The 22,081-nt window shown below is 64.7% G+C and carries 19 protein-coding genes; 13 read left to right on the plus strand and 6 right to left on the minus strand.

Annotated elements, in window-relative coordinates:
* The first annotated feature begins 337 nt into the window (after positions 1-337).
* The gene (holA, locus tag ACX80V_RS02060; RefSeq protein ID WP_485841769.1) at positions 338-1,354 is read left to right on the plus strand and encodes a DNA polymerase III subunit delta; all 1,017 of its coding nucleotides are present in this window, start codon (positions 338-340) and stop codon (positions 1,352-1,354) included.
* Positions 1,355-1,474: 120 nt separating this feature from the next.
* On the opposite strand, the gene rpsT is transcribed toward holA, so the two are convergent.
* Complete coding sequence (rpsT, locus tag ACX80V_RS02065; protein WP_056340153.1) at positions 1,475-1,735, minus strand: 30S ribosomal protein S20; 261 nt, start codon at positions 1,733-1,735, stop codon at positions 1,475-1,477.
* A gap of 168 nt (positions 1,736-1,903) precedes the next feature.
* Positions 1,904-2,452, minus strand: coding sequence for a type II toxin-antitoxin system PemK/MazF family toxin (locus tag ACX80V_RS02070; RefSeq protein ID WP_485841770.1), 549 nt, complete (start codon positions 2,450-2,452; stop codon positions 1,904-1,906).
* Positions 2,453-2,614: 162 nt separating this feature from the next.
* On the opposite strand from ACX80V_RS02070, the gene lepA reads away from it, so the two are divergent.
* Entirely contained in the window at positions 2,615-4,468 is a 1,854-nt protein-coding gene (gene lepA / locus ACX80V_RS02075; protein ID WP_248760508.1) for a translation elongation factor 4, read from the plus strand.
* Positions 4,469-4,504: 36 nt separating this feature from the next.
* On the plus strand, positions 4,505-5,734 hold the full coding sequence (hemW, locus tag ACX80V_RS02080) for a radical SAM family heme chaperone HemW (RefSeq protein WP_485841771.1): 1,230 nt from the start codon (positions 4,505-4,507) through the stop codon (positions 5,732-5,734).
* Positions 5,735-5,811: 77 nt separating this feature from the next.
* Here hemW and ACX80V_RS02085 read toward each other — a convergent pair whose 3' ends face one another.
* Positions 5,812-6,231, minus strand: a complete 420-nt coding sequence (locus ACX80V_RS02085; protein WP_056340139.1) for a DUF4870 domain-containing protein — start codon at positions 6,229-6,231, stop codon at positions 5,812-5,814.
* 128 nt (positions 6,232-6,359) lie between these two features.
* Entirely contained in the window at positions 6,360-7,208 is an 849-nt protein-coding gene (locus ACX80V_RS02090) for a DUF3097 domain-containing protein (RefSeq protein WP_485841772.1), read from the minus strand.
* 147 nt (positions 7,209-7,355) lie between these two features.
* Here ACX80V_RS02090 and hrcA point away from each other — a divergent pair, with 147 nt between their 5' ends.
* From hrcA to ACX80V_RS02105, 3 genes are all read left to right on the plus strand, one after another.
* The gene (gene hrcA, locus ACX80V_RS02095; RefSeq protein ID WP_056340133.1) at positions 7,356-8,369 is read left to right on the plus strand and encodes a heat-inducible transcriptional repressor HrcA; all 1,014 of its coding nucleotides are present in this window, start codon (positions 7,356-7,358) and stop codon (positions 8,367-8,369) included.
* Between the two features lie 77 nt (positions 8,370-8,446).
* Positions 8,447-9,574: a molecular chaperone DnaJ gene (gene dnaJ, locus ACX80V_RS02100; RefSeq protein ID WP_058932419.1), complete on the plus strand. Its 1,128-nt coding sequence runs from the start codon at positions 8,447-8,449 to the stop codon at positions 9,572-9,574.
* Between the two features lie 2 nt (positions 9,575-9,576).
* Complete coding sequence (locus ACX80V_RS02105) at positions 9,577-10,359, plus strand: 16S rRNA (uracil(1498)-N(3))-methyltransferase (protein WP_485841773.1); 783 nt, start codon at positions 9,577-9,579, stop codon at positions 10,357-10,359.
* 21 nt (positions 10,360-10,380) lie between these two features.
* On the opposite strand, the gene ACX80V_RS02110 is transcribed toward ACX80V_RS02105, so the two are convergent.
* On the minus strand, positions 10,381-11,337 hold the full coding sequence (locus ACX80V_RS02110) for a GerMN domain-containing protein (protein WP_485841774.1): 957 nt from the start codon (positions 11,335-11,337) through the stop codon (positions 10,381-10,383).
* A 369-nt stretch (positions 11,338-11,706) separates the two neighbouring features.
* Here ACX80V_RS02110 and ACX80V_RS02115 point away from each other — a divergent pair, with 369 nt between their 5' ends.
* From ACX80V_RS02115 to ACX80V_RS02135, 5 genes are all read left to right on the plus strand, one after another.
* Positions 11,707-12,792: a PhoH family protein gene (locus tag ACX80V_RS02115; RefSeq protein WP_485841775.1), complete on the plus strand. Its 1,086-nt coding sequence runs from the start codon at positions 11,707-11,709 to the stop codon at positions 12,790-12,792.
* Complete coding sequence (gene ybeY, locus ACX80V_RS02120) at positions 12,789-13,262, plus strand: rRNA maturation RNase YbeY (RefSeq protein WP_058932423.1); 474 nt, start codon at positions 12,789-12,791, stop codon at positions 13,260-13,262. The genes ACX80V_RS02115 and ybeY overlap by 4 nt, the downstream gene beginning before the upstream one ends.
* Positions 13,259-14,590: a hemolysin family protein gene (locus tag ACX80V_RS02125; RefSeq protein WP_485841776.1), complete on the plus strand. Its 1,332-nt coding sequence runs from the start codon at positions 13,259-13,261 to the stop codon at positions 14,588-14,590. The genes ybeY and ACX80V_RS02125 overlap by 4 nt, the downstream gene beginning before the upstream one ends.
* Positions 14,574-15,548, plus strand: a complete 975-nt coding sequence (era, locus tag ACX80V_RS02130) for a GTPase Era (protein WP_056340115.1) — start codon at positions 14,574-14,576, stop codon at positions 15,546-15,548. The genes ACX80V_RS02125 and era overlap by 17 nt, the downstream gene beginning before the upstream one ends.
* A gap of 99 nt (positions 15,549-15,647) precedes the next feature.
* Complete coding sequence (locus ACX80V_RS02135) at positions 15,648-17,222, plus strand: LCP family protein (RefSeq protein WP_485841777.1); 1,575 nt, start codon at positions 15,648-15,650, stop codon at positions 17,220-17,222.
* Between the two features lie 74 nt (positions 17,223-17,296).
* Here ACX80V_RS02135 and ACX80V_RS02140 read toward each other — a convergent pair whose 3' ends face one another.
* On the minus strand, positions 17,297-19,249 hold the full coding sequence (locus ACX80V_RS02140; RefSeq protein WP_485841778.1) for a M13 family metallopeptidase: 1,953 nt from the start codon (positions 19,247-19,249) through the stop codon (positions 17,297-17,299).
* A 254-nt stretch (positions 19,250-19,503) separates the two neighbouring features.
* Between ACX80V_RS02140 and leuA the strand changes: the two genes are divergently transcribed.
* Both leuA and recO read left to right on the plus strand, forming a co-directional pair.
* Positions 19,504-21,243: a 2-isopropylmalate synthase gene (leuA, locus tag ACX80V_RS02145; protein ID WP_058932427.1), complete on the plus strand. Its 1,740-nt coding sequence runs from the start codon at positions 19,504-19,506 to the stop codon at positions 21,241-21,243.
* Positions 21,244-21,327: 84 nt separating this feature from the next.
* A complete protein-coding gene (gene recO, locus ACX80V_RS02150; RefSeq protein WP_485841779.1) occupies positions 21,328-22,080 on the plus strand; it encodes a DNA repair protein RecO in 753 nt (250 codons plus the stop codon).
* Position 22,081 lies beyond the last annotated feature (1 nt).

The raw sequence follows: 22,081 nt of genomic DNA on the forward strand, positions 1-22,081 counted from the left end.
GAGTCGCAGGAACCGCACGGATCACGGCAGGATTGCCGGGGGCTGCGCTGCCCTGGCCCGAGGGCCCGTTCGGACTCCTGACTATGGTGCTGCTCTCCATCCTGACCTTTGCCGGTGTGTGGCTGACCATCCGGCCGCGTCAGGTGTTGCCGCGGGTCCTGGCACTGCACGCCCGGACGGAACCGGTGTTGGACCTCCTGGAACGGCACCTGGGGGCCTCGTTGGCCCGGTGCGGGCCGGACCGGCGCGGGCCAGGCCAGCGTGGCCCCGGCTTGGTGGCGGCGGCCCACCGTGGCAGGCTTAGACACTGCACCAGAATTTCCGGGAGGAATCCACCATGGCCGCAGCCCAGACCACACGTACCAGGACTCCGGCGTCCAATACGGCCACCTGGCGGGACGTGACGCCTGCCGAAATCGTCCTGGTGGGCGGACCGGAGGAATACCTCGGCATCCGTGCCATGGACCATGTCCGCGCCCAGGTGCGGACGGCGTTTCCCGATGTGGAAGTCAGCCGCCTCATGGCCGGAACGTACGAAGCCGGGACCCTCGCCATGCAAGTCAGCCCCTCACTCTTCGGTGAGCGCAAACTGATCGAAGTCGAAGGCGTTGAAGGCATGAACGATACCTTCCTGGCCGACGCACTGACCTATCTGGCCCGCCCGGAGCCGGATGCGGTGCTCGTCCTGCGCCACGCCGGGGGAGTCCGCGGCAAGAAGCTCCTCGATGCCGTCAAGGCCGGCGGTTGGCCGGTAGTTGACTGCCAGCCCCTGAAGAAGGATGCGGATAAGGCCACTTTCGTGGCAACGGAATTCAGGGCCGCCGGACGCAAGATCAGCTCGGACGCCGTGCAGACGCTGGTTAATGCCGTCGGCGCCAACCTTTCGGAGCTCGCGGCGGCGTGCAGCCAGCTGATCGCGGATGCCACGGGAGCAGTGACCCCGGAGTTGGTGGACCGCTACTACGGTGGCCGGATTGAGGCCACGGCCTTCAAGGTCGCGGACGCTGCCATGGCCGGAAACGGTCCAGTGGCGCTGTCCACCCTTCGCCACGCGCTGGCCACCGGGGCTGACCCGGTTCCGCTGGTTGCGGCGCTGGCAGCCAAGCTGCGGACGGTGGCCAAAGTTGCCGGCGCCCAGGGATCCCCGGCGCAGATCGCCCGGGAACTGGGCATGCAGCCCTGGCTCGTGGAGCAGGCCCAGCGCGATGTGCGCCGCTGGACCCCGGAGGGCCTGGTCCGCTCCATCCAGGCCACCGCCGAGGCCGATGCCCAGGTCAAGGGGCTTTCGCGTGATCCCGTCTATGCCGTTGAACATGCGGTGACCGTCATCGCAACCTCTGTGCGCGGGCACTGACGTCAGCTGATCGCGCCTGCGGTAGGTGGCTCTGGCGCAGAGACGCTGGCGGCTTAAAGATGTGTGGCCGGCACCCATCGGGTGCCGGCCACAATCATCAGTTCAGGTGAACTGGAAACCTTACAGCGCGTTGACCTTCTTGGAGATGGCCGACTTGCGGTTTGCTGCGTTGTTCTTGTGCAGAACACCCTTGCTGACAGCCTTGTCCAGCTTGCGGCCGGCAACAAGCAGGGCAGCGGCAGCTGCATCCTTGTCGGTGGACTCAACGGCGGTGTTGACGGCGCGGATGGCCGTCTTCAGCTCAGACTTGACTGCGTTGTTGCGCAGGCGAGCCTTCTCGTTGGTAAGGATGCGCTTCTTCTGGGACTTGATATTAGCCACGTGTGAACTCTCTTTTTAATGCGGAAATGGTCTAGAGGGCTTTCAGATTGGCCATTGACTGAGCGGCGTGGGGATACCTATGGCGGCCAACCATCAGTGGCCGTCGACCTGCACGGACACACAGCTATACAGAATAGCAGACCCCCCGGAAGCTGGCCATTTGGCGGGCTATTTCCAGCCGTGTCGGCGCCGTATGCCTGCAGCCACCAGATCGAAGCGTTTCCGGTCCAGAACTGCACCTTCGCGCCGGATGGCGTCCGGGCTGATCTGCAGGATCCGTCCAAGGCTTGCCTCGCTGGGCCGCTGCTGGCGGTCCCAACTGCCAGTTCCGATGTCCACGTAGTCTCCGGATCCGTTGCCGGCATGGTCATGGTCCCTGCTGGTGAGCATTACCCCCAGCAGGTACTGTCCGCTCTTGCCCACCAGCAGAACCGGACGGTCTTTGCCCCGGGTGTGGTCCTCCTCATACGGCACCCAGGTCCACACAATCTCGCCGGGGTCGGGACTGCCGTCGGGCTGCGGGGCATACCGGATGGACGCCGCGCCGGCAAAGTCGCCAGGATAGACGCCGTGCGGGGCCGGCCTCACCGGCGCCGCCCGGCGTGCCGGTGCAGGCGTGTGCGGTCCGGCAGATCGGGTTGCCCCGGTACGGAACTTCTGCAGGAGCCTGACGGACGTCCGGACAGCGTTGGCCAAGGAGCGGAGGTTGATAGGCATGGGCCAAGACTATCGCCGGGCCACCGTGCCGGGTTTGACCTGAATGCAATACGATGCGTCCGGACGTGGGAGACTGGAGGTTCCAAATGTGCGGTCCAGCCGCAGGGTGCCTTCGGTGCGTCCTGGCGGGGGGCGCACGAATGTCAACAGTAAGGACCCTGCGTGTCTCCCATGGCCCGCACCGCCCCGGTGCCCGCCGCGACTGATCCGGCCATCATTCGGAATTTCTGCATCATCGCGCACATTGACCACGGTAAATCCACCCTGGCTGACCGCATGCTGCAGTTCACCGGGGTGGTTAAGTCCCGCGATATGAAGGCCCAGTACCTGGATCGCATGGACATTGAGCGCGAACGCGGTATCACCATTAAGTCCCAGGCGGTCCGCATGCCCTGGGAACTCGACGGGACCAGCTACGCGCTGAACATGATCGACACCCCCGGCCACGTGGACTTCACCTACGAAGTGTCCCGTTCGCTGGCCGCCTGCGAAGGCGCAGTGCTGCTCGTTGACGCGGCGCAGGGCATTGAGGCCCAGACTCTCGCGAACCTGTACCTGGCGATGGAAAACAACCTCACCATCATCCCGGTACTGAACAAGATCGACCTCCCGGCAGCCCAGCCTGAGAAGTACGCGGCCGAACTGGCCAGCCTGATCGGCGGCGACCCCGACGACGTGCTCCGCGTCTCCGGCAAGACCGGCATGGGCGTCGAGGTCCTGCTGGACAAGATCGTCCGCGATCTGCCGGCCCCCGTGGGGGACCCGAACGCCCCCGCGCGCGCCATGATCTTCGACTCGGTCTACGACACGTACCGCGGTGTGGTTACCTACGTCCGTGTGGTTGACGGCATGCTCCACCCGCGTGAACGCATCCAGATGATGTCCACCCGGGCCACCCACGAACTCCTCGAGATCGGGGTGAGCTCCCCGGAGCCCACCCCCTCCAAAGGTCTCGGCGTTGGCGAAGTGGGCTACCTCATCACCGGTGTGAAGGACGTCCGCCTGTCCAAGGTCGGCGACACCGTCACCAACCTCGCCAAGCCTGCCACGGCCTCCCTTCCCGGCTATGCCGATGCCAAGCCGATGGTCTTCTCCGGCCTGTACCCGCTGGACGGCACGGACTACCCGGTGCTCCGCGATGCGCTGGAGAAACTCATGCTCAACGACGCCGCACTGGTGTACGAGCCCGAAACGTCGGCCGCGCTCGGCTTCGGCTTCCGCGTCGGCTTCCTCGGCCTGCTCCACCTGGAAATCACCAGGGAGCGGCTCGAACGCGAATACAATCTCGACCTGATCTCCACCGCCCCCAACGTTGAGTATGAAGTGACGCTGGAGGACAAGAAGGTGGTCCATGTGACCAACCCCAGCGAATACCCTTCCGGCAAGATCGCAGAGGTCCGCGAGCCGATGGTGGCTGCCACCATCCTGGCGCCGAATGAGTTCGTGGGCGCCATCATGGAGCTCTGCCAGAGCCGCCGCGGTGTTATAGGCGGCATGGACTACCTGTCCGAGGACAGGGTCGAAATCCGCTACCGGCTGCCACTCGCTGAGATCGTGTTCGATTTCTTTGACATCCTCAAATCCAAGACCCGGGGCTACGGCTCGCTGGACTGGAAAGCCGACGGCGAGCAGGTGGCCGACCTGGTCAAGGTGGACATCATGCTCCAGGGCGAACAGGTGGATGCCTTCTCCGCCATCACTCACCGTGAGAAGGCCTATGCCTACGGTGTAATGATGACCGGCAAACTGCGCGAGCTCATTCCCCGCCAGCAGTTCGAAGTGCCCATCCAGGCTGCCATCGGCTCCAGGATCATCGCCCGGGAAAGCATCCGCGCCATCCGCAAGGATGTTCTCGCCAAGTGCTACGGCGGCGACATTTCCCGGAAGCGCAAACTGCTGGAGAAGCAGAAGGAAGGCAAAAAGCGCATGAAGATGGTGGGCCGCGTTGAAGTCCCCCAGGAAGCCTTCATCGCTGCGCTGACCACCGACGAGTCCAAGGACAAGGCCAAGAAGTAGTGATGACTGTGGCCGGCAACACCGGACGCCCCCGCAATGCCTAGCATTCTTCCGCTCGGCGACCCCGCGCCGTCGGACGGTCTGCTGCCCGCCCAGGCAGTGGCCGGTTCGGCGGACCGGGCCTTCGGGCTGTACGTGCACATCCCGTTCTGCGCTGTTCGTTGCGGATACTGCGACTTCAACACGTACACGGCCACCGAGCTGGGCGGCGGAGCGTCACAGGACGCCTACGCCACCACGGCCGTGTCCGAAGTCGACTTTGCCGCCACAGTCCTGCGGAACTCGGGTCTCCCGGACCGGCCGCTGAGCACAGTCTTCTTCGGCGGCGGCACTCCCACGCTGCTCCCGGCGGAAGACCTCGCGCGGATCCTGACGGCCGCCGTCGGGCACTGGGGCCTGGAACCCGGCGCCGAAGTGACCACCGAAGCAAACCCTGACTCGGTCACCCCGGCATCCCTTCAGGTCCTGGCCGATGCCGGCTTCACCCGGGTTTCCTTTGGTATGCAGTCTGCCGTTCCCCATGTCCTGAAGGTCCTGGACCGCACGCACACGCCCAGCCGCGTGCCGCAGGTGGTGCAGTGGGCGCGCGATGCCGGACTGGCCGTGAGCCTGGACCTGATCTACGGGACACCGGGGGAGTCGCTGGAGGACTGGCGGTTCTCCCTGGAAACGGCCCTCTCCTACCAGCCTGACCACATCAGTGCCTACGCGCTGATCGTGGAAGACGGCACCAAGCTGGCAGCCCAGATCCGCCGTGGTGAAGTCCCGGGAATCGACGACGACGACCACGCCGATAAATACGAACTCGCCGACCAGCTGATCGGCGCTGCAGGCCTCAGCTGGTACGAGGTCAGCAACTGGTCCCGGACGCCGGACCAGGCATGCCGGCACAACCTCGCGTACTGGCGCGGGGACGACTGGTGGGGCATCGGGCCTGGTGCACATTCACACGTGGGCGGGGTGCGGTGGTGGAACGTCAAGCACCCCACGGCCTACGCCGGACGGCTCGCTCAGGGCCTGTCACCGGCGGCCGGCCGGGAAACGCTCGACGCCGAAACCCGCGACGTGGAGCGCGTGATGCTTGAGGCCCGGCTCGTGTCGGGACTGGCCACGTCAACGCTGGGCGACCACGGCCGTCACGCCGTGGCCGGGCTCATTGCCGACGGCCTGGTGGAGCCGCCGGATGCCTTCCGCGGCACGCTGGTATTGACCCTGAAGGGCCGCCTGCTGGCCGACGCCTTGGTCCGCAGGATCCTGCCGGACTAACGCATACAGCCAGCAACGTGGGCACACGCCCGCAGGGTTCCCTGGCCGAGCTTGCGAGGTTAGGGCGCGGGTGGGGACTACTTGATCCAGCGCAGATTGTACTGGTAACGGTGGGGCTGGCCCTTGTTGACATGGATACCTGCGGCCACGGAGAAGCAGGTCAGGGCAATCCAGATCAGGGTGGCGATGACGGCGAAGACATTTCCCACCACCGGAATGAACACCAGGAGATTGGCCACCAGCGCCGCAATGGTGGGCGGCAGGCTGAAGTTCAGCGCTTCCTTGGATTCCTGGGCGGTAAACGGCCCGCGCTCACGGAAAATCAGGTAGATCAGCAGTGACGGAACACAGCCGAGGATCCCGCCGAAGTGTGCCAGTGTGGCCCACTGGCGGTCTTCGCTGGCCGTCAGGGGCAGCGCATTAGCCGGAACGCCCTGGTACTCGGAACGGCCCTGGCCGCCGTGGTCGTCCCGGTGCTCGCGTGCGTTTTGTGCCACGGTTTTCTTCCTTCGAAAGTGCAATGGTGCTGGGTTGGAGAATGCCGGACTGAAGCAACTGCAGCCTCCGCAGTACCAAGAATACTGGTTCAGCCACCAAATGCTGCCGCCCGGAGCCGGATCCGGTGTCAGGGCACCGTCAGGAAGTCGATGACTTCCTCCACTCTCCCCAGCAGCGATGCTTCCAGGTCCGCGTAGCTGCGGACAGCGCCCAGCAGCTTTTGCCAGCCAAGCCCGATGTCTTCCTTGGTGGAGTGCGGCCAGCCGAACGCCGCCAGGATTCCGGTCTTCCAGTCCTGCCCGCGGGGCACCACCGGCCATTCTTCGATGCCCAGCACAGCGGGCCGGATGGCCTGCCACACGTCAATGTAAGGGTGCCCGACGATCAGGACATTCCCCACCGCGCCGGGGGAGGCCATCACGGCAGCCGCGATGCGCCACTCCTTCGAGTCCGGCACCAGGTGGTCCACCAGGACCCCCAGCCGCCGCCCCGGACCGGGACCAAATGCGGCCACCGCCCCCGCCAGGTCATCAATGCCATGCAAAGGCTCGACGACGATGCCCTCTACGCGGAGATCGTCACCCCAGACTTTTTCCACGAGTTCGGCGTCGTGTTTTCCCTCCACCCAGATCCTGCTGGCTTTGGCCACCTGGGCACGCTGGCCGGCCACGCGGACTGAGCCGGACGCCGTCCGGCCGGCGACGACGGGGGCGGCCTGCCTGGGAGCCGGGGGAAGGAGCCGGATGGGCTGCCCCTCCAGGAGGAACCCGAAGCCCAGCCGGAAGGACCGGGACTTGCCGCGCCGGTCTTCGAGGGCCACTACATGCATGCCACCGGACTTCTCCACCCGGGTCACCGCTCCCACCCAGCCTGACTGGGCGTCTTCGAGAACCATGCCACGTTCCACGGGGACCTCAGGGAGTTCGCTTCTCACGGGCGCGGTGATCTCCTGCGGACCCCAGTTCTGGTACTGCATGGATTGATTCCGCCTTGCCGCTAGATCCTGGCCCGGAATTTCGCCCGGAGCGGTACCAATGCTAACAACGGGGTGACTCATATTAGACTGTTAGCACTTAGGCATGTCGAGTGCTAACCCTGCAGTGACCACGGATGGAGGTGGAGTATGAGCGAGCCGCGCAAACTCGAAGTACTGCGCGCCATCGTGGAGGACTATGTGCACTCCCGCGAGCCAGTAGGTTCAAAAGCGCTCGTGGAACGCCACCACCTCGGCGTGTCCAGTGCCACCATCCGCAACGACATGGCGGCCTTGGAAGACGACGGCCTGATCACGGCCCCGCACACCAGCGCCGGACGGATCCCCACAGACAAAGGCTATCGGCTGTTTGTGGACCAGATTTCAGCGGTAAAGCCGCTTTCCCACGCGGAACGGCGTGCGATCCAGTCGCTGCTGGAGGGCGCAGACGATCTGGACGACGTCCTGGACAGGACCGTCAGGATGCTGTCGCAGCTGACCAACCAGGTCGCCGTAGTGCAGTATCCGCATCTGAGCCGCGCCACCATCCGCCACATCGAATTCGTCCTGCTCGCGCCCCGGCAGGTCCTGGTGGTCCTCATCGCCACCACCGGCAAGGTCGAACAGCGCGTGATCGACGTCGGCCAGGACCTCGGCGACGACGCCATCGCCGCGTTGCGGACACACTTCCTCGGATCACTCGCGGGCATCTCGCTGAGCCGGCTGACCCCCTCGCTGCCGGGAGTCGTTTCGTCGGTCAGCCCGGGCCAGCGCGCGGCGGCCCAGGCCTTGGCCCACGGGCTGGAAACGCTCGCCCACAGCAGCCGCGAGGAACGCATGGTCATGGCCGGAACGGCGAACCTCGCCCGCTCCAATGTGGATTTTCCGCTCAGTATCGGACCGGTCCTGGAAGCGCTCGAGGAGCAGGTTGTCCTGCTGCGCCTCCTGAGCGACATGGCGCAGGATCCGAGGGGCGTGGCAGTCAGCATCGGGCGTGAAAACCCGTACGACGGACTCGCGGAAGCCTCCGTGGTGGCCACGGGCTACGGACCAGACAGCACTGCCAAGATCGGTGTGCTCGGCCCCACCCGGATGGACTATCCCACCACCATGGCCGCCGTCAGGGCAGTAGCCCGTTACCTTTCAAGAATTCTGGGTCCGTAACAGCACCGCGGTCCAGGCACGAAGAGCAGTGCCGGCAGCCCGGCTGCCGGCAGTACAACAAGGAAGAGATACGAACTTTGAGCAGCCACTACGACGTCCTCGGAATCTCGCCGGAAGCCACCGGGGAAGAGATCAAGAAGGCCTACCGCAAGCTGGCCCGCACTCTTCACCCGGACGTAAACCCCGGGGACGATGCATCGGACCGCTTCAAGGCCGTGACCCATGCCTACGAGGTACTTTCGGACCCGCAGAAGCGCCGGATCTATGACACCACCGGCAACGAGAACGGCACCGACAACGGGTTCGGCGGCGGCGGATACTCCGGCCAGGGCTTCGCGTTCCAGGACATCTTCGACACGTTCTTCGGGGCAGGCGGCACCTCCGGCCCCGCTTCCCGGGTCCGCCGCGGCCAGGACGCGCTGATCAGTGTACGGATCGAACTCCGCGATGCTGTGTTCGGCGTCAACCGGAAACTCGAAGTGGACACAGCCGTCACCTGCCCCACCTGCAACGGGTCATGCTGCCGCGAAGGCAGCCACCCTGTGCGCTGCGATATCTGCGGCGGCAGCGGCCAGGTCCAGCGCGCGGTTCGCTCCATCCTGGGCCAGGTCATGACGGCGGCCCCGTGTGGCAGTTGCGAAGGCTTCGGGACGGTCATCAAGGACCCCTGCAACGAATGCAGCGGCCAAGGCCGCATCCGCAGCCGGCGGTCGCTCACCATCAAGGTGCCGGCCGGTGTTGCCACGGGCACCCGGATCCAGCTCTCCGGGCAGGGCGAAGCAGGCCCGGCCGGCGGACCGTCCGGGGACCTGTACGTGGAACTCCGGGTCAACAACGACGCCACGTACGCACGCGACGGTGACGACCTGCACGCAACGCTGCACATCCCGATGACTGCCGCCGCCCTGGGCACCGAGCTGTCACTGGAAACCTTTGACGGGCTGCAGGAAATCGACGTCAAGGCAGGGACGCAGTCAGGGGAGATCATCACGCTCCGTGGACTCGGCGTGACGCACCTGCGCGGATACGGCCGCGGGGACCTGATGGTCCATCTGCAGGTGGAGACGCCGGCCAAGCTGGATGCCGCGCAGGAGGATCTCCTGCGGCAGCTGGCGAAGCTGCGGGGCGAGCAGTTCACGGAAGGCAAACTGGCTGCCAGCGGCGGCGTCTTTGCCAAGCTGCGGGACCGGTTCGGTAACCTGTAGCGGTGAGCAATCCCGTTTTCTTCAGCGGTGCCGGGTCGCTGGACGATCTGGTGCCCGGTGCCTGTTTTGTCCTTCAAGGGCCGGAGGCACGCCACGCCGTGACTGTAAAACGGCTATCTCCCGGAGAGGCAGTGGACATTGCCGACGGCGCCGGAAGGCGGCTGACGGGAACTGTTGTCTCGGCGTCGCCCGCGGAGCTCACCGTGGAATGCTCCGCCCTCGTTGTGGAGGGCCGGCCCGACATCCGGCTCGTGCTGGTGCAGGCCCTGGCCAAGGGGGACCGTGATGAACTGGCCGTGGAAACGGCAACCGAACTCGGGATTGATGCCGTACTACCCTGGCAGTCCGAGCGATCAATTGTCCGCTGGAAGGGTGAGCGCGCGGCCAAGGCCCACGCAAAATGGCAGTCCGTGGTCACTGCCGCCGCCAAGCAGGCACGCCGCGCCTGGATCCCCGAGGTGCGCGCCGCCGTCGAAACGCCAGGCCTTGCGGCGGCCGTGGCGGCAGCGGATCTGGCCGTAATCCTGCACGAAGACGCGGTCCGGCCGCTCCGGACTGTCCTTGAATCATGGCAGGGCACCCAAGCTGACGCCGGACCCCTGGAAATTCTGCTCATCGTTGGTCCGGAGGGCGGAATCAGTCCCCGCGAAGTCACCCGGCTTTGCGACGCCGGCGCCGTTACGGCGCTCTTGGGACACCACGTCCTGAGGTCATCCACAGCCGGACCGGCAGCGGTTGTTCTGGCGAGTGATGTACTGGGACGCTGGACAGCACCGGTATCCTGATGCCGACTGCTACGCGGGCTGTTACCGGACGTTGAAGTTCCGCGTGTCCACATTCAGCTCCTGGCTGGTGCCGGCCGCATCCACTTGCGAAACGCGGAGCTCGTAATTCCCCGAGGACAGGCTAAGGGCAAGCGTAAAGACTCCGGACTGGGCGGCTTCGGCAGCTGCAGTGGTCTCCCCGGTCAGGTAGGGCGTCTTGTTCCCATTCGCTTCGGCCCGCAGGATCTGCCAGCGGAGCTTACCGCCCGGAACGGTGCTGCGGCCGGTGATCTTGACGCTTCCGCCAGCCAGGTCAGTCCCTTCCTGCGGATCGATGATCCACACGGGCGCCACCATTCCGGCAGCTCGGGACATGGGGTCGCCAAGCTGGACGTGGTCGAAGGCAACGTAATCGGTGTGGCTATCCACCAGGATCCTGACCTGGATCTGCTGGCCGGAATCGATCAGGCCGGAACTCGCGGCCGCTGCCGTAGCGGTAAAGACCAGCTGCTGAATGGCGCGGCCGGCCATGTCGGCGTCGACATTGCTGTTAAAGGCATCCTCCGAGACGTCGACGGTAATGACGTTCTTGCCGGAGATGGACGAGGCGAGTTTCTCGGGATCCTGCCAGGGCGTGAAGAAATCCGGGTCCAGCGGCTTCTCGGACATCATGGCCCGCAGGGCGCGGGTCACTGGATTCTCCTGCTCCGGCACGTCCCGGAACTCCCGGTATAGGAACACGTTGCTGTTGCTTCGGCCAATCCAGTAGACCGGTGCCTTATTCGAGGACTGTGTAGTTTCCAGGGGCGCGCTGGTGGAAGGTGACCCGGGGGAGCCGGTGGCGGCAGCGCTGGAGTTTGCCGTCAGGTTGGGCTCAGGGCTGGGGTCCGCGATACAACCGGTGAGAAGGAGGAATGCTGGCAGCAGGCCCAGGAGACGTTGCGGACGAAAACGTGGCGCGACGCGCCTGGCACTGAGGGGGGTCGCTGTTTCCGGCACTCGTGGCCTGTCCTTTCCGGCTGTGAAATGGCGAGGCCTGGGCCCCCGTGAGCCGGTCCCCGGACGGCTGTGATTTCCAGCATCGCATAGCCAGCTCCGCCAAAAGGACCGAATCCGGGCTGCCGGCCCAACTGCAACGGGAACGATATGAGCCCGATATGAAGTTGATACCTAATGACGCCAACTGTCCCGCAGTAAGCCGGTGACGGGCACCCTCTCCGGAGACCGCCTGACGCTGCCGGGAGGTGCCTCCTGGCGTAAGATGGAAGGACTCCGCTGGCTCCTGCATGCTCGGCAACAGCCCCCACGCAGCAGCCAGCGCACTTAATTTTCGAACTGGAGGGGACCACGGGCCTGCGGGCCAGCACCATGACTGAATCAGCGAACGGAAAGCGCCGGCTCAATACTGACCGCGCCGCCGGAGAATTCCCCCATTCACTTCCCGGTGTCCGGACGGAGGTGGTTCTCTTTGACAACTCCGATCAGATGGTCCAATCGCTCGGCAGCCATGACGAGGCCCTGCGTTACATCGAAGAGCAGTTCCCGTCCGTTAACTTCCACGTCCGCGGAAACGAACTGTCCATCAGCGGCCCTGCCAACGAAGTTCCCCGCATCATGCGGCTGCTGCATGAAGTGCGAGGCCTCGTGGCCCGTGGCACAGTCATCAGCCCCGCGGTGTTGCGCCAGCTCGTCGCGTTGCTCCGTAGCCAGTCATTGCAGAACCCCGTGGACGTCCTCACCCATGACATCCTCTCCAGCCGCGGGAAGACCATCCGGCCCAAGACGCTGAACCAGAAGAACTACGTGGACGCGATTGATGCGAACACGGTGATCTTCGGGATTGGCCCTGCAGGCACGGGTAAGACGTACCTCGCGATGGCCAAGGCCGTCCAGGCGCTGCAGCAGAAAGAAGTCAGCCGTATTATCCTGACTCGGCCCGCAGTCGAGGCCGGCGAGCGGCTCGGGTTCCTGCCGGGCACCCTGAGCGACAAGATCGATCCCTATCTGCGCCCGCTGTACGACGCGCTGCACGACATGATGGACCCCGAGTCCATCCCGCGCCTGATGGCCGCCGGGACCATCGAAGTGGCGCCGCTGGCTTACATGCGTGGGCGCACGCTCAACGACGCCTTCATCATCCTGGACGAAGCGCAGAACACCACACCTGAACAGATGAAGATGTTCCTCACGCGTTTGGGTTTCGGGTCCAAAATGGTGGTCACAGGAGACGTCACCCAGGTGGACCTGCCCTTCGGCACCCGCTCGGGGCTGCGGATCGTGGAGGAGATCCTGCAGGGGATCGAGGACGTAAACTTCACGCTCCTGGACGACACGGACGTGGTCCGCCACCGGCTTGTGGGCGACATCGTTCGTGCCTACAGTCTCTGGGATGATGTCCAGCGGAACAAAGTAAAACACTCGGTAAGCCGGGAAAAGCGGGGGGAAAGCGCGTGAGCATTGAAGTAAACAACGAATCCGGCATCCAGGTTGATGAATCGGAGCTCGTGGCGCTGTCCCGGTACGTTTTTGAGCAGCTGTACATCCACCCGCAGGCTGAACTCTCCATTCTCCTGGTGGATGAACCCGCCATGGAAAAGCTCCACATCGAGCTTATGGACGAGCCGGGATCCACCGACGTGCTCTCGGTCCCCATGGACGAGCTGACCCCCGGCACGCCGGACCGGCCCACTCCCCAAGGGATGCTGGGTGACATCGCCGTCTGCCCCCAGGTGGCGCAGGTGCAGGCCGTCAACGCCGGGCACTCCCTGCAGGATGAGATGCTGCTGCTGACCACGCATGGGATCCTCCACCTGCTCGGCTATGACCACGCAGAGCCAGAGGAAAAGGAAGAAATGTTCGGCCTCCAGCGCCAGCTGCTTTCCGGCTTCACCGGCAAAGAAGCACCTGCCGAGACCACGCAGTGACGCCCCTGCTCCTTGTCGGCATGGCCCTGGCGTTCCTCGGTACCGCAGCACTCTTGACCGCAGCCGAGGCCGCGTTCACGTTCCTTTCCCGGCATGACGCCGAAGACGCCCTGCTGAAAAGCCGCGGAAACGCCATGAAGCGCATCCTGGCCCAGCCGGTGGCGCACATCCGGGCCTTGCGGTTCTGGCGGGTCTGGTTCGAGATGGCTTCAGCCGTAGCGGTGGCCGTCCTGCTCCACAGCCTGCTGGACAACGTCTGGCTGGCCGGGCTGGCCGCCACTGGGATCATGGCCCTGCTCGGCTTCGTCATCGTCGGCGTTTCCCCGCGGCAGCTCGGCAGGCTCCATTCGGCCGCCGTCGTCCGCTCCACAGCGCCGCTGATCAGGTACCTGACGTGGGTCCTCGGACCCATCCCGGGGTGGCTCGTGGCGCTGGGCAGTGCCGCCGCTCCCGGCGCTCCGGCGGGTGATGACGCGTTCTTCAGCGAACAGGAATTTCGCGAACTTGTGGACCGCGCATCCGAATCGGACATGATCGAAGACACCGAAGCTGAAATGATCCAATCAGTCTTTGACTTCGGCGACACCCTGGTGCGCGCCGTGATGGTGCCCCGGACGGATATCCTCAGCATCGACGCCGGCTCCAGCCTCAGGCGGGCCATGTCAATGTTCCTGCGGTCGGGCTATTCACGGATCCCGGTGATCCGCGACAACACGGACCAGATCCTCGGAATCGTGTACCTCAAGGACGTTGCGGCGACGCTCCATGAGCTCGGACCCGACGACGAACAGCCCCCGGTCGAAGCCCTGGCCCGCGAGGTCCGGTACGTCCCGGAGTCCAAGCCGGTGAGCGATCTGCTGCGGGAACTGCAGAAGGAGTCAACACACGTTGCCATCGTGATCGACGAATACGGCGGCACGGCCGGACTTGTCACCCTCGAGGACCTCATCGAGGAAATTGTCGGCGAAATCGTGGACGAGTATGACACCGAAAGCGCCGAGGCCGTGGCCCTGGGCGGCGGTTCCTACCGGGTGAGCGCCCGGATGAGCATTGACGACCTTGGAGAACTGTTCGACATAGAGCTCGACGACGACGAGGTTGACACTGTGGGCGGGCTGCTGGCCAAGGCCCTGGGCCGCGTTCCCATTGTGGGCAGCCGTGTGGTGGTGGGCGGCATCTCGCTGCTCGCCGAACGGCTCGAGGGCCGCCGCAACCGCGTCAGCCACATCATTGCCTCAGCAGTACCAAAAGCAGACACTGACCTTAAAGACCTCCTCGACGAGGCGAAAGCAACCCAGCAGGGAGTTCCACGTGAGCAAGAAAAGTAATCGTCCGGCCAACCCGGATTCGGCCGCAAAAGACTTCGGCGGCTACAGGGCAGGCTTTGCGGTCCTCGTGGGGCGGCCTAACGCGGGAAAATCAACCCTGACGAACGCACTGGTGGGCCAGAAGGTGGCGATCACCTCCGCCAAGCCGCAGACCACGCGCCACACCATCCGGGGGATCGTGCACCGCGATGACGCCCAACTGATCCTGGTGGATACCCCGGGCCTGCACCGCCCCCGCACACTGCTGGGAAAGCGGCTGAACGAACTCGTCGCCGACACCCTCGCCGAGGTCGACGCGATCGGCTTCTGCCTGCCCGCCAACGAGAAAATCGGCCCGGGCGACAAGTACATCGCCGCCCAGCTCGCCGCCATCGGCAACAAGCCGGTCATCGCGATCGTCACCAAGGCGGACACAGTGGACCGGCAGGCGCTCACCGAGCAGTTGCTCGCCGTCGCAGCACTGGGCCGGGATGTCATCGGCGAGGACGGCTGGAAGGACATCGTCCCGGTCTCCGCCACCGACGGCTTCCAGGTGGACACCCTCGCAGACGTCCTGATCAGCCACATGCCGGCGTCGCCGCCCCTTTATCCGGACGGTCACCTGACGGACGAACCCGAAGCCGTGATGATCGCCGAGCTCATCCGGGAAGCTGCCCTCGAAGGCGTCCGCGACGAACTGCCCCACTCCCTGGCCGTCGTCGTCGATGAGATTGTTCCGCGTGAGGGCCGGCCCGAAGACAGGCCCTTCCTCGACGTCCGGGTTAATCTCTATGTGGAACGTTCGTCCCAGAAGGCCATCATCATCGGCAAGGGCGGTGCACGGCTCCGCGAAGTCGGCACCAACGCACGCAAGGGGATCGAGGCGCTGCTCGGTGCCCGCATCTACCTTGACCTGCATGTGAAGGTGGCCAAGGACTGGCAGCGCGACCCGAAGCAGTTGGTCAAGCTCGGCTTCTGACGCTGCCTTTTTGCTTTACCCGGCCGGTCGTCGGGAAGTTCCCAGACTGGGCAACTAAAATAGGCCGGATTCAATTTTTTCGAGGAAGGTACACCACACATGGGGCGAGGCCGCGACAATCGCGAGTACGGAGCTGACGCGCCAGCCGGGACCGGTCCGGTGTCCCGCCACGCTGATGCTACCGCCGTCGGCGTTGCCCGGCATCTCGGATCCCGGAGCCGGATGCCGGCCTGGCTGAAGGTGACCACTGCGGTGGTCACCATCCTGGTGGTCGGCGGTCTTGGCTTCGCAGGCTACTGGTATTTGCGGTTTCAGTCGAACATCACTACGGCACCGCTGAACGCCGGTGGTGCGGCGAACTCATCGGACGACAAATCGGAGCGGATGCAGATCCTGATCCTCGGCTCGGATACCAGGGACGGCGCAAACGCGGAGTACGGCGCTGTGGACGACTCGACAGGTTACGGCAAGTCCGACGTCATGATGCTGATGGACGTATCGGCCGACAACAAGCGCGTCAGCGTCATCAGCTTCCCCCGGGACCTGCTGGTCGATATTCCGGAGTGCACCGACCAGAAGACCAAACGGACGTATCCTGCCCGCAAAGGTGTCATGATCAACGAGGCCATGAATGAAGCCGGCATTGGCTGCGCCGTGGACACGGTCAACAAACTGACTGGACTGGAGATCGATCACTTCATGATGGCGGACTTCAACGCCGTGAAGGAACTCTCCAACACGGTGGGCGGCGTTGACGTGTGCATCAGTGACGCCGTCTACGATCCTGACTCCCGGCTGCGCCTGCCGAAGGGTACGTCCGCCGTCAAGGGCGAAATGGCCCTTGCCTTCCTGCGGACCCGTCATGCCTTTGCCGACGGCGGCGACCTGGGCCGGATCAGGGCACAGCAGGGATTCCTGTCCTCCCTCACGCGCAAGATCAAGGACGACGGCACACTGTCCGACCCCTCTAAAATGCTGACCATTGCCGATGTTGTGACCAAGAACCTCACGGTGGATGAGGGGCTGGCCTCCGTGCCGTCGCTCGTAAGTATCGGTAGCCGGCTTAGGGACATCGACATCAGCAAGGTGGCGTTTGTGGCCGTGCCCACCACACCGGCAGTCACGGACATCAACCGCCTGCAGATTGCCGAGCCCGCAGGGTCCCAGCTGTTTGCGGCCCTCCGCGAGGACGTGGACCTCACGGATCCAACGGCGCCCACCACGCCGTCCCCGGCGCCGACGGAAACGACAGCCCCGCCAACAGAAACGGCTCCGGCCGTGCCAGCGTATGAGAAGGCGCTGCAACCAGTCACCGTGGCCAACGGCAGCGGCGTCCCGGGACGCTCACAGGAAATCGTGCAGGCCTTGATCACCGAAGGCTTCACCCAAACCGGGCCGTTGGAAGCCGCGCCGGTGGCGCAGAGCGTTGTCTACTACGGTACTGAGTTCGCCGACGTCGCAGCCGACGTGGCTGCGCTGCTGGGTATTCCGGCCGCGCAGGTCCAGCTGGCACCTCGCGTCGCCGGAGTGCAGGTCTACCTTGGAACGGACTTCACCACTGGGGCAACCTACGGCGCCGGCGCGGGCGTTGCCCTGCCCGAGGACATCGTCAACCAGACGGCCGGCGATACTGTGTGCCAGCAGGCCAACCCGGTGCTGATCGTCCAGGACTGACGGCAGCACCCAGTAGACACACAGAGAGGCGGGGCCAGGCGGCCCCGCCTCTCTGTATGTCTACTGGTGGGTGGTTACCAGATGCTGACGCGAGCGTCCTGGGGCATCCACATGCCATCCTGGTCGGTCACGCCAAAGGCCTCGTGGAAGCCGTCCAGGTTCTTGGCGATGGCGTTGGTCCTGAACTCGTTGGGGGAGTGGGGATCCGTGGCGAGCCTCCTGATGGCCTCTTCCGACCGGATCACCTGACGCCAGCCGGCTGCCCAAGACGCGAAGAACCGCTGCTGCCCCGTCAGTCCGTCCAGTACTTCCGGTTCCTTGCCGTCAAGGCTGAGCAGGTAAGCCTTGTAGGCGATGGTCAGGCCACCAAGGTCGCCGATGTTCTCCCCGAGCGTCAGCTTGCCGTTGACGTTGTGCCCCGGCGCCGCATACGGGGACAACTCGTCGTACTGTGCCACCAGCTTGGCTGTGAGCTTCTCAAAGGCCGTCCGGTCATCGTCGGTCCACCAGTTCCGCAGCGCGCCGCCGCCGTCGAACTGCGACCCCTGGTCATCAAAACCGTGGCCGATCTCATGGCCGATCACCGCTCCAATGCCACCGTAGTTAACGGCGTCGTCGGCGTCGGCTGTGAAGAACGGTGGCTGCAGGATAGCGGCCGGGAAGACGATCTCGTTGAGCATCGGGTGGTAGTACGCGTTGACCGTCTGCGGTGTCATGAGCCACTTGTTAAGGTCCACCGGTTTGCCCACCTCATCCAGGTGGCGGTCGACGTCGGCATTGTGTGCCCGCTCGACGTTCCCTAAAAGGTCCAGCGGGTCGGTTTCCACCGCGGAGTAATCGATCCACTTGTCGGGGTAGCCGATCTTGGCGCGGAAGGCCTCCAGTTTCCGCAGCGCCTCGGCCTTTGTTTCCTCACCCATCCAGGCAAGACCGGTGATGGACTGCCGGTAGGCCTCGATCAGGTTGGCCACCAGGGTCTGCATGCGGGCCTTGTGGGTTTCGGGGAAGTGCTTCGAGACGTAAATCTGCCCAACGGCCTCACCGAGTGCAGCTTCGACGACGGCGACGGCGCGTTTCCAGCGGTCCTTGTTCCGGGGCGTGCCGCTGATAGTTGTTCCGTAGAAGGCAAAATTGGCATCCACGAACTCGGAGGACAGGTACGGCGCGGCGCCGTTGACGACCCGCAGGGCCAGCCACTCCTGCCACACGGAGAGCGGTTCGGACTCCAGCAGGCCGGCGGCCCCGCTGAAGAAGTCCGGTGTGCTTACGACGATCTCGTTGCGCTTGTCGGCGTCGATCCCGGCAGCTTCGAACCAGGTGTTAAGTAGCGGGAACAGGATGGCCGCTTCCTCAGCGGACTTGAGGTTGTAGGTCTTCTGCGGGTCGCGCAGGGTGACGTTGTCCCAGTGGTGGGATGCGAGGCTGGTTTCGAGGGCAACGACGCGTGCGGCCGCAGGCTCCGGATCGGCCACTCCGGCCAGAGTGAACATGGTCCTGACATGCTCGCCATAGGCCTTGACCATGGGGGCGAACTTCTCTTCCCGGTAGTAGGACTCGTCCGGCAGTCCCAGGCCGCCCTGGCCGGTGTAGAGCAGGATGCGGTCCGGGTTGCCAGCGTCCGGAGCCGGGTAGATGTAGAAGAGCCCGGACACGTCTGACCGGAATAGCCGCCCGGCCAGGGCCACGAGATCAGCAACCGTGGTGGTGGCAAATACCTCGGCAAGCCGCTCGCGGATGGGCTCCATGCCTTTGGCCTCCACTGTGGCTTCGTCCATGAAGCTGTTGTAGAGCTCACCCACTTTTCGTTCTATCCCGCTGGCGGCTTCACCCTTGGCAGCTGCTTCCTCGATGATGTCCCGGACCGCGATCTCCGCTCCGTCGCGCAGCGCGGTGAAAGTTCCCTCGAGTGGCCGGTCATCCGGAATTTCCGTGGCCTTGAGCCAGGACCCGTTCACGTGCTGGTACAGGTCATCCTGCGGCCTGACGGTGTGGTCAATGTTGGACAGATCGATCCCCGAGATGGGCACAGATGCTCCTTCGTGTGACGTGCCGCGGCCGGCGCTGGCACCGGCGCGGCGTCTGCATGTTGGACGATAAGGACGGTGGTGCCCTCTCATCTTACGCACGCGTGCTACCCTCAAATGGTGCGCGCAGAGCTCCTTCTTCTTAGCTGCCGCGGCGAGGCCTCAGACGCGATTTAGCGCAAGGCCCACCCTCGTCGCGGAGTTTGTGTTGCCCGGCCACCTTTCAGATAAGAACCACAGAAAAGGCCCCGATAGTAATGCGAAACGCACAGAAGTCCTCCGGAATGCCAGCCCACCGCTACCGTCCGTTCCAGGATCAGATCACTGTTGAACTGCCTGACCGCACGTGGCCGGACAAGGTCATCACCAAGGCCCCGCGCTGGTGCGCTGTAGACCTGCGTGACGGCAACCAGGCGCTGATCGACCCGATGAGCCCGGCCCGCAAGATGAAGATGTTCGATCTGCTGGTCCGCATGGGTTATAAGGAAATTGAAGTCGGCTTCCCTTCTGCCTCGCAGACCGATTTCGACTTCGTCCGCCAGCTCATCGTCGGTAACCACATTCCGGACGATGTCACCATCCAGGTCCTCACCCAGGCCCGCGAGCACCTGATCGAGCGGACGTACGAGTCCCTGGTCGGCGCCAAGCAGGCGATTGTCCACCTGTACAACTCAACGTCCGTCCTGCAGCGCCGTGTGGTGTTCAACCAGGACCAGGACGGCATCCTCGACATCGCGCTCCAGGGCGCCAGACTGTGCAAGAAGTACGAGGAAACCCTCGTTGACACGCACGTCACCTATGAATACTCGCCGGAGTCGTTCACCGGAACTGAACTGGACTATGCCGTCCGGGTCTGCAACGCCATCGCCGACGTTTTCGAGGCATCCGCCGACAGCCAGGTCATCATCAACCTGCCTGCCACCGTGGAAATGGCCACTCCGAACGTGTACGCCGATTCCATTGAGTGGATGAGCCGGAACCTGCACCCGCGTGAAGGCATCATCCTGTCCCTGCACCCGCACAATGACCGGGGTACCGGCGTGGCCGCCGCCGAACTGGGGTACTTGGCCGGCGCGGACCGGATTGAGGGCTGCCTGTTCGGCAACGGCGAGCGAACCGGCAACGTGGACCTCGTCACCCTGGGCCTGAACATGTTCGTCCAGGGCATCGATCCCATGATCGACTTCTCCGACATCGACGAGATCCGGCGCACCGTGGAGTACTGCAACCAGCTCCCCGTCGCCGAGCGTTCCCCCTACGGCGGCGACCTCGTCTTCACCGCTTTCTCCGGCTCACACCAGGACGCCATCAAGAAGGGCTTCGAGGCGCTGGAGAAGGATGCTGCCGCCGCCGGCAAGGACGTCGCGGACTTCACCTGGCAGGTCCCGTACCTGCCCGTTGACCCTAAGGACCTGGGCCGCAGCTACGAGGCCGTCATCCGCGTCAACTCGCAGTCCGGGAAGGGTGGCGTGGCCTACCTGCTCAAGAACGAACACAGCCTGGACCTGCCGCGCCGTGCCCAGATGGAATTCTCCGGCGTGATCCAGAAGAAGACCGATACCGTGGGCGGCGAAGTCAGCGGCGCCCAGTTGTGGCAGCACTTCCAGGACGAGTACCTGCCCTCCAGTCAGGCGGAGGGCCAGTGGGGCCGTTACTCACTCGGTTCCGTCAGCACCGAAACCGATGACGACGGCGGGATGACCCTGCACGCCTCGCTCACCGTTGATGGTGTCCAGGCACGTCGCACGGGCACCGGAAACGGGCCCATCGCCGCGCTATTGAGCATCCTCCGCGAGGATGGCGTCGATGTCCGGGTGCTGGACTACAGCGAGCATGCCCTTTCGGAAGGCGGCAGCGCCATGGCCGCAGCCTACGTCGAGTGTGCCGTGGGGGAGCGGGTCCTGTGGGGCGTCGGTATTGATGCCAACACCAGCATGTCCTCGCTCAAGGCCGTTATTTCCGCAGTCAACCGTGCCATCCGGGATTCCCGGGCCTGATTCGGAACACGTTGCGCGCCGGGATTCCCGGCGCGCAACGCACCGGCATTGCCGGCTTTCCGGAACTCAGTGCGAAGATTAACCGTGGTCCAACAATCCTTTGCTGCCCGGTCCTACCGGGATGACGCCGTGGTGCTCCGTACCCACAAGCTGGGCGAGGCTGACCGCATCATCACGCTGCTGACCAAGCACCACGGCCAGATCCGCGCCGTCGCCAAGGGTGTGCGGCGGACCAGCAGCAAGTTTGGGGCGCGGCTGGAGCCGTTTATGGTTGCCGACCTCCAGCTGGTCTCCGGAAAGACACTGGACATCGTCACGCAGGCTGTTGCCAAGGGCGCCTACGGCAGCAACATCGCCGCAGACTATGGCCGCTACACCGTTGCAGCAGCCATGACCGAAACTGCGGAAAAACTCACCGACGTCGACGGCGAAGCCGGCACCGCTCAGTACAACCTGCTGGTGGGGGCGCTGGCCTCGCTGTCCCGGGCCGAGCACGCGCCGGGACTGATCCTGGATTCGTATCTCCTGCGGGCCCTTTCCACCGGCGGCTGGGCTCCGAGTTTTACCGACTGCGCCCGCTGCGGCCGGCCCGGCCCGCATACGGCCTTTTCGGCTCCGCTCGGCGGTATGGTCTGCGCTGACTGCAGGCCACCCGGTTCGCCTGCGCCGGCCGCGGAGACCGTTGTGCTCCTGGGTGCCCTGCTGACCGGGGACTGGACGACGGCGGATGGCTCGGACGTGCCGCACCGACGGGAAGCTGCGGGGCTGGTGGCCGTATACGTGCAATGGCACCTTGAACGTGTCCTGAAATCCCTCAAACATGTGGAGCGTGGCTGAC

The organism is Pseudarthrobacter arbutini, from assembly GCF_054510915.1.

Excerpts from the sequence above, each read along its gene's own strand:
- holA (WP_485841769.1), top strand. The coding sequence starts at position 338 with ATGGCCGCAGCCCAGACCACACGTACCAGGACTCCGGCGTCCAATACG.
- ACX80V_RS02115 (WP_485841775.1), top strand. The coding sequence starts at position 11,707 with ATGACTGAATCAGCGAACGGAAAGCGCCGGCTCAATACTGACCGCGCC.
- ACX80V_RS02090 (WP_485841772.1), bottom strand. The coding sequence starts at position 7,208 with ATGCAGTACCAGAACTGGGGTCCGCAGGAGATCACCGCGCCCGTGAGA.
- leuA (WP_058932427.1), top strand. The coding sequence starts at position 19,504 with ATGCGAAACGCACAGAAGTCCTCCGGAATGCCAGCCCACCGCTACCGT.
- hrcA (WP_056340133.1), top strand. The coding sequence starts at position 7,356 with ATGAGCGAGCCGCGCAAACTCGAAGTACTGCGCGCCATCGTGGAGGAC.
- hemW (WP_485841771.1), top strand. The coding sequence starts at position 4,505 with ATGCCTAGCATTCTTCCGCTCGGCGACCCCGCGCCGTCGGACGGTCTG.
- ACX80V_RS02070 (WP_485841770.1), bottom strand. The coding sequence starts at position 2,452 with ATGCCTATCAACCTCCGCTCCTTGGCCAACGCTGTCCGGACGTCCGTC.
- ACX80V_RS02135 (WP_485841777.1), top strand. The coding sequence starts at position 15,648 with ATGGGGCGAGGCCGCGACAATCGCGAGTACGGAGCTGACGCGCCAGCC.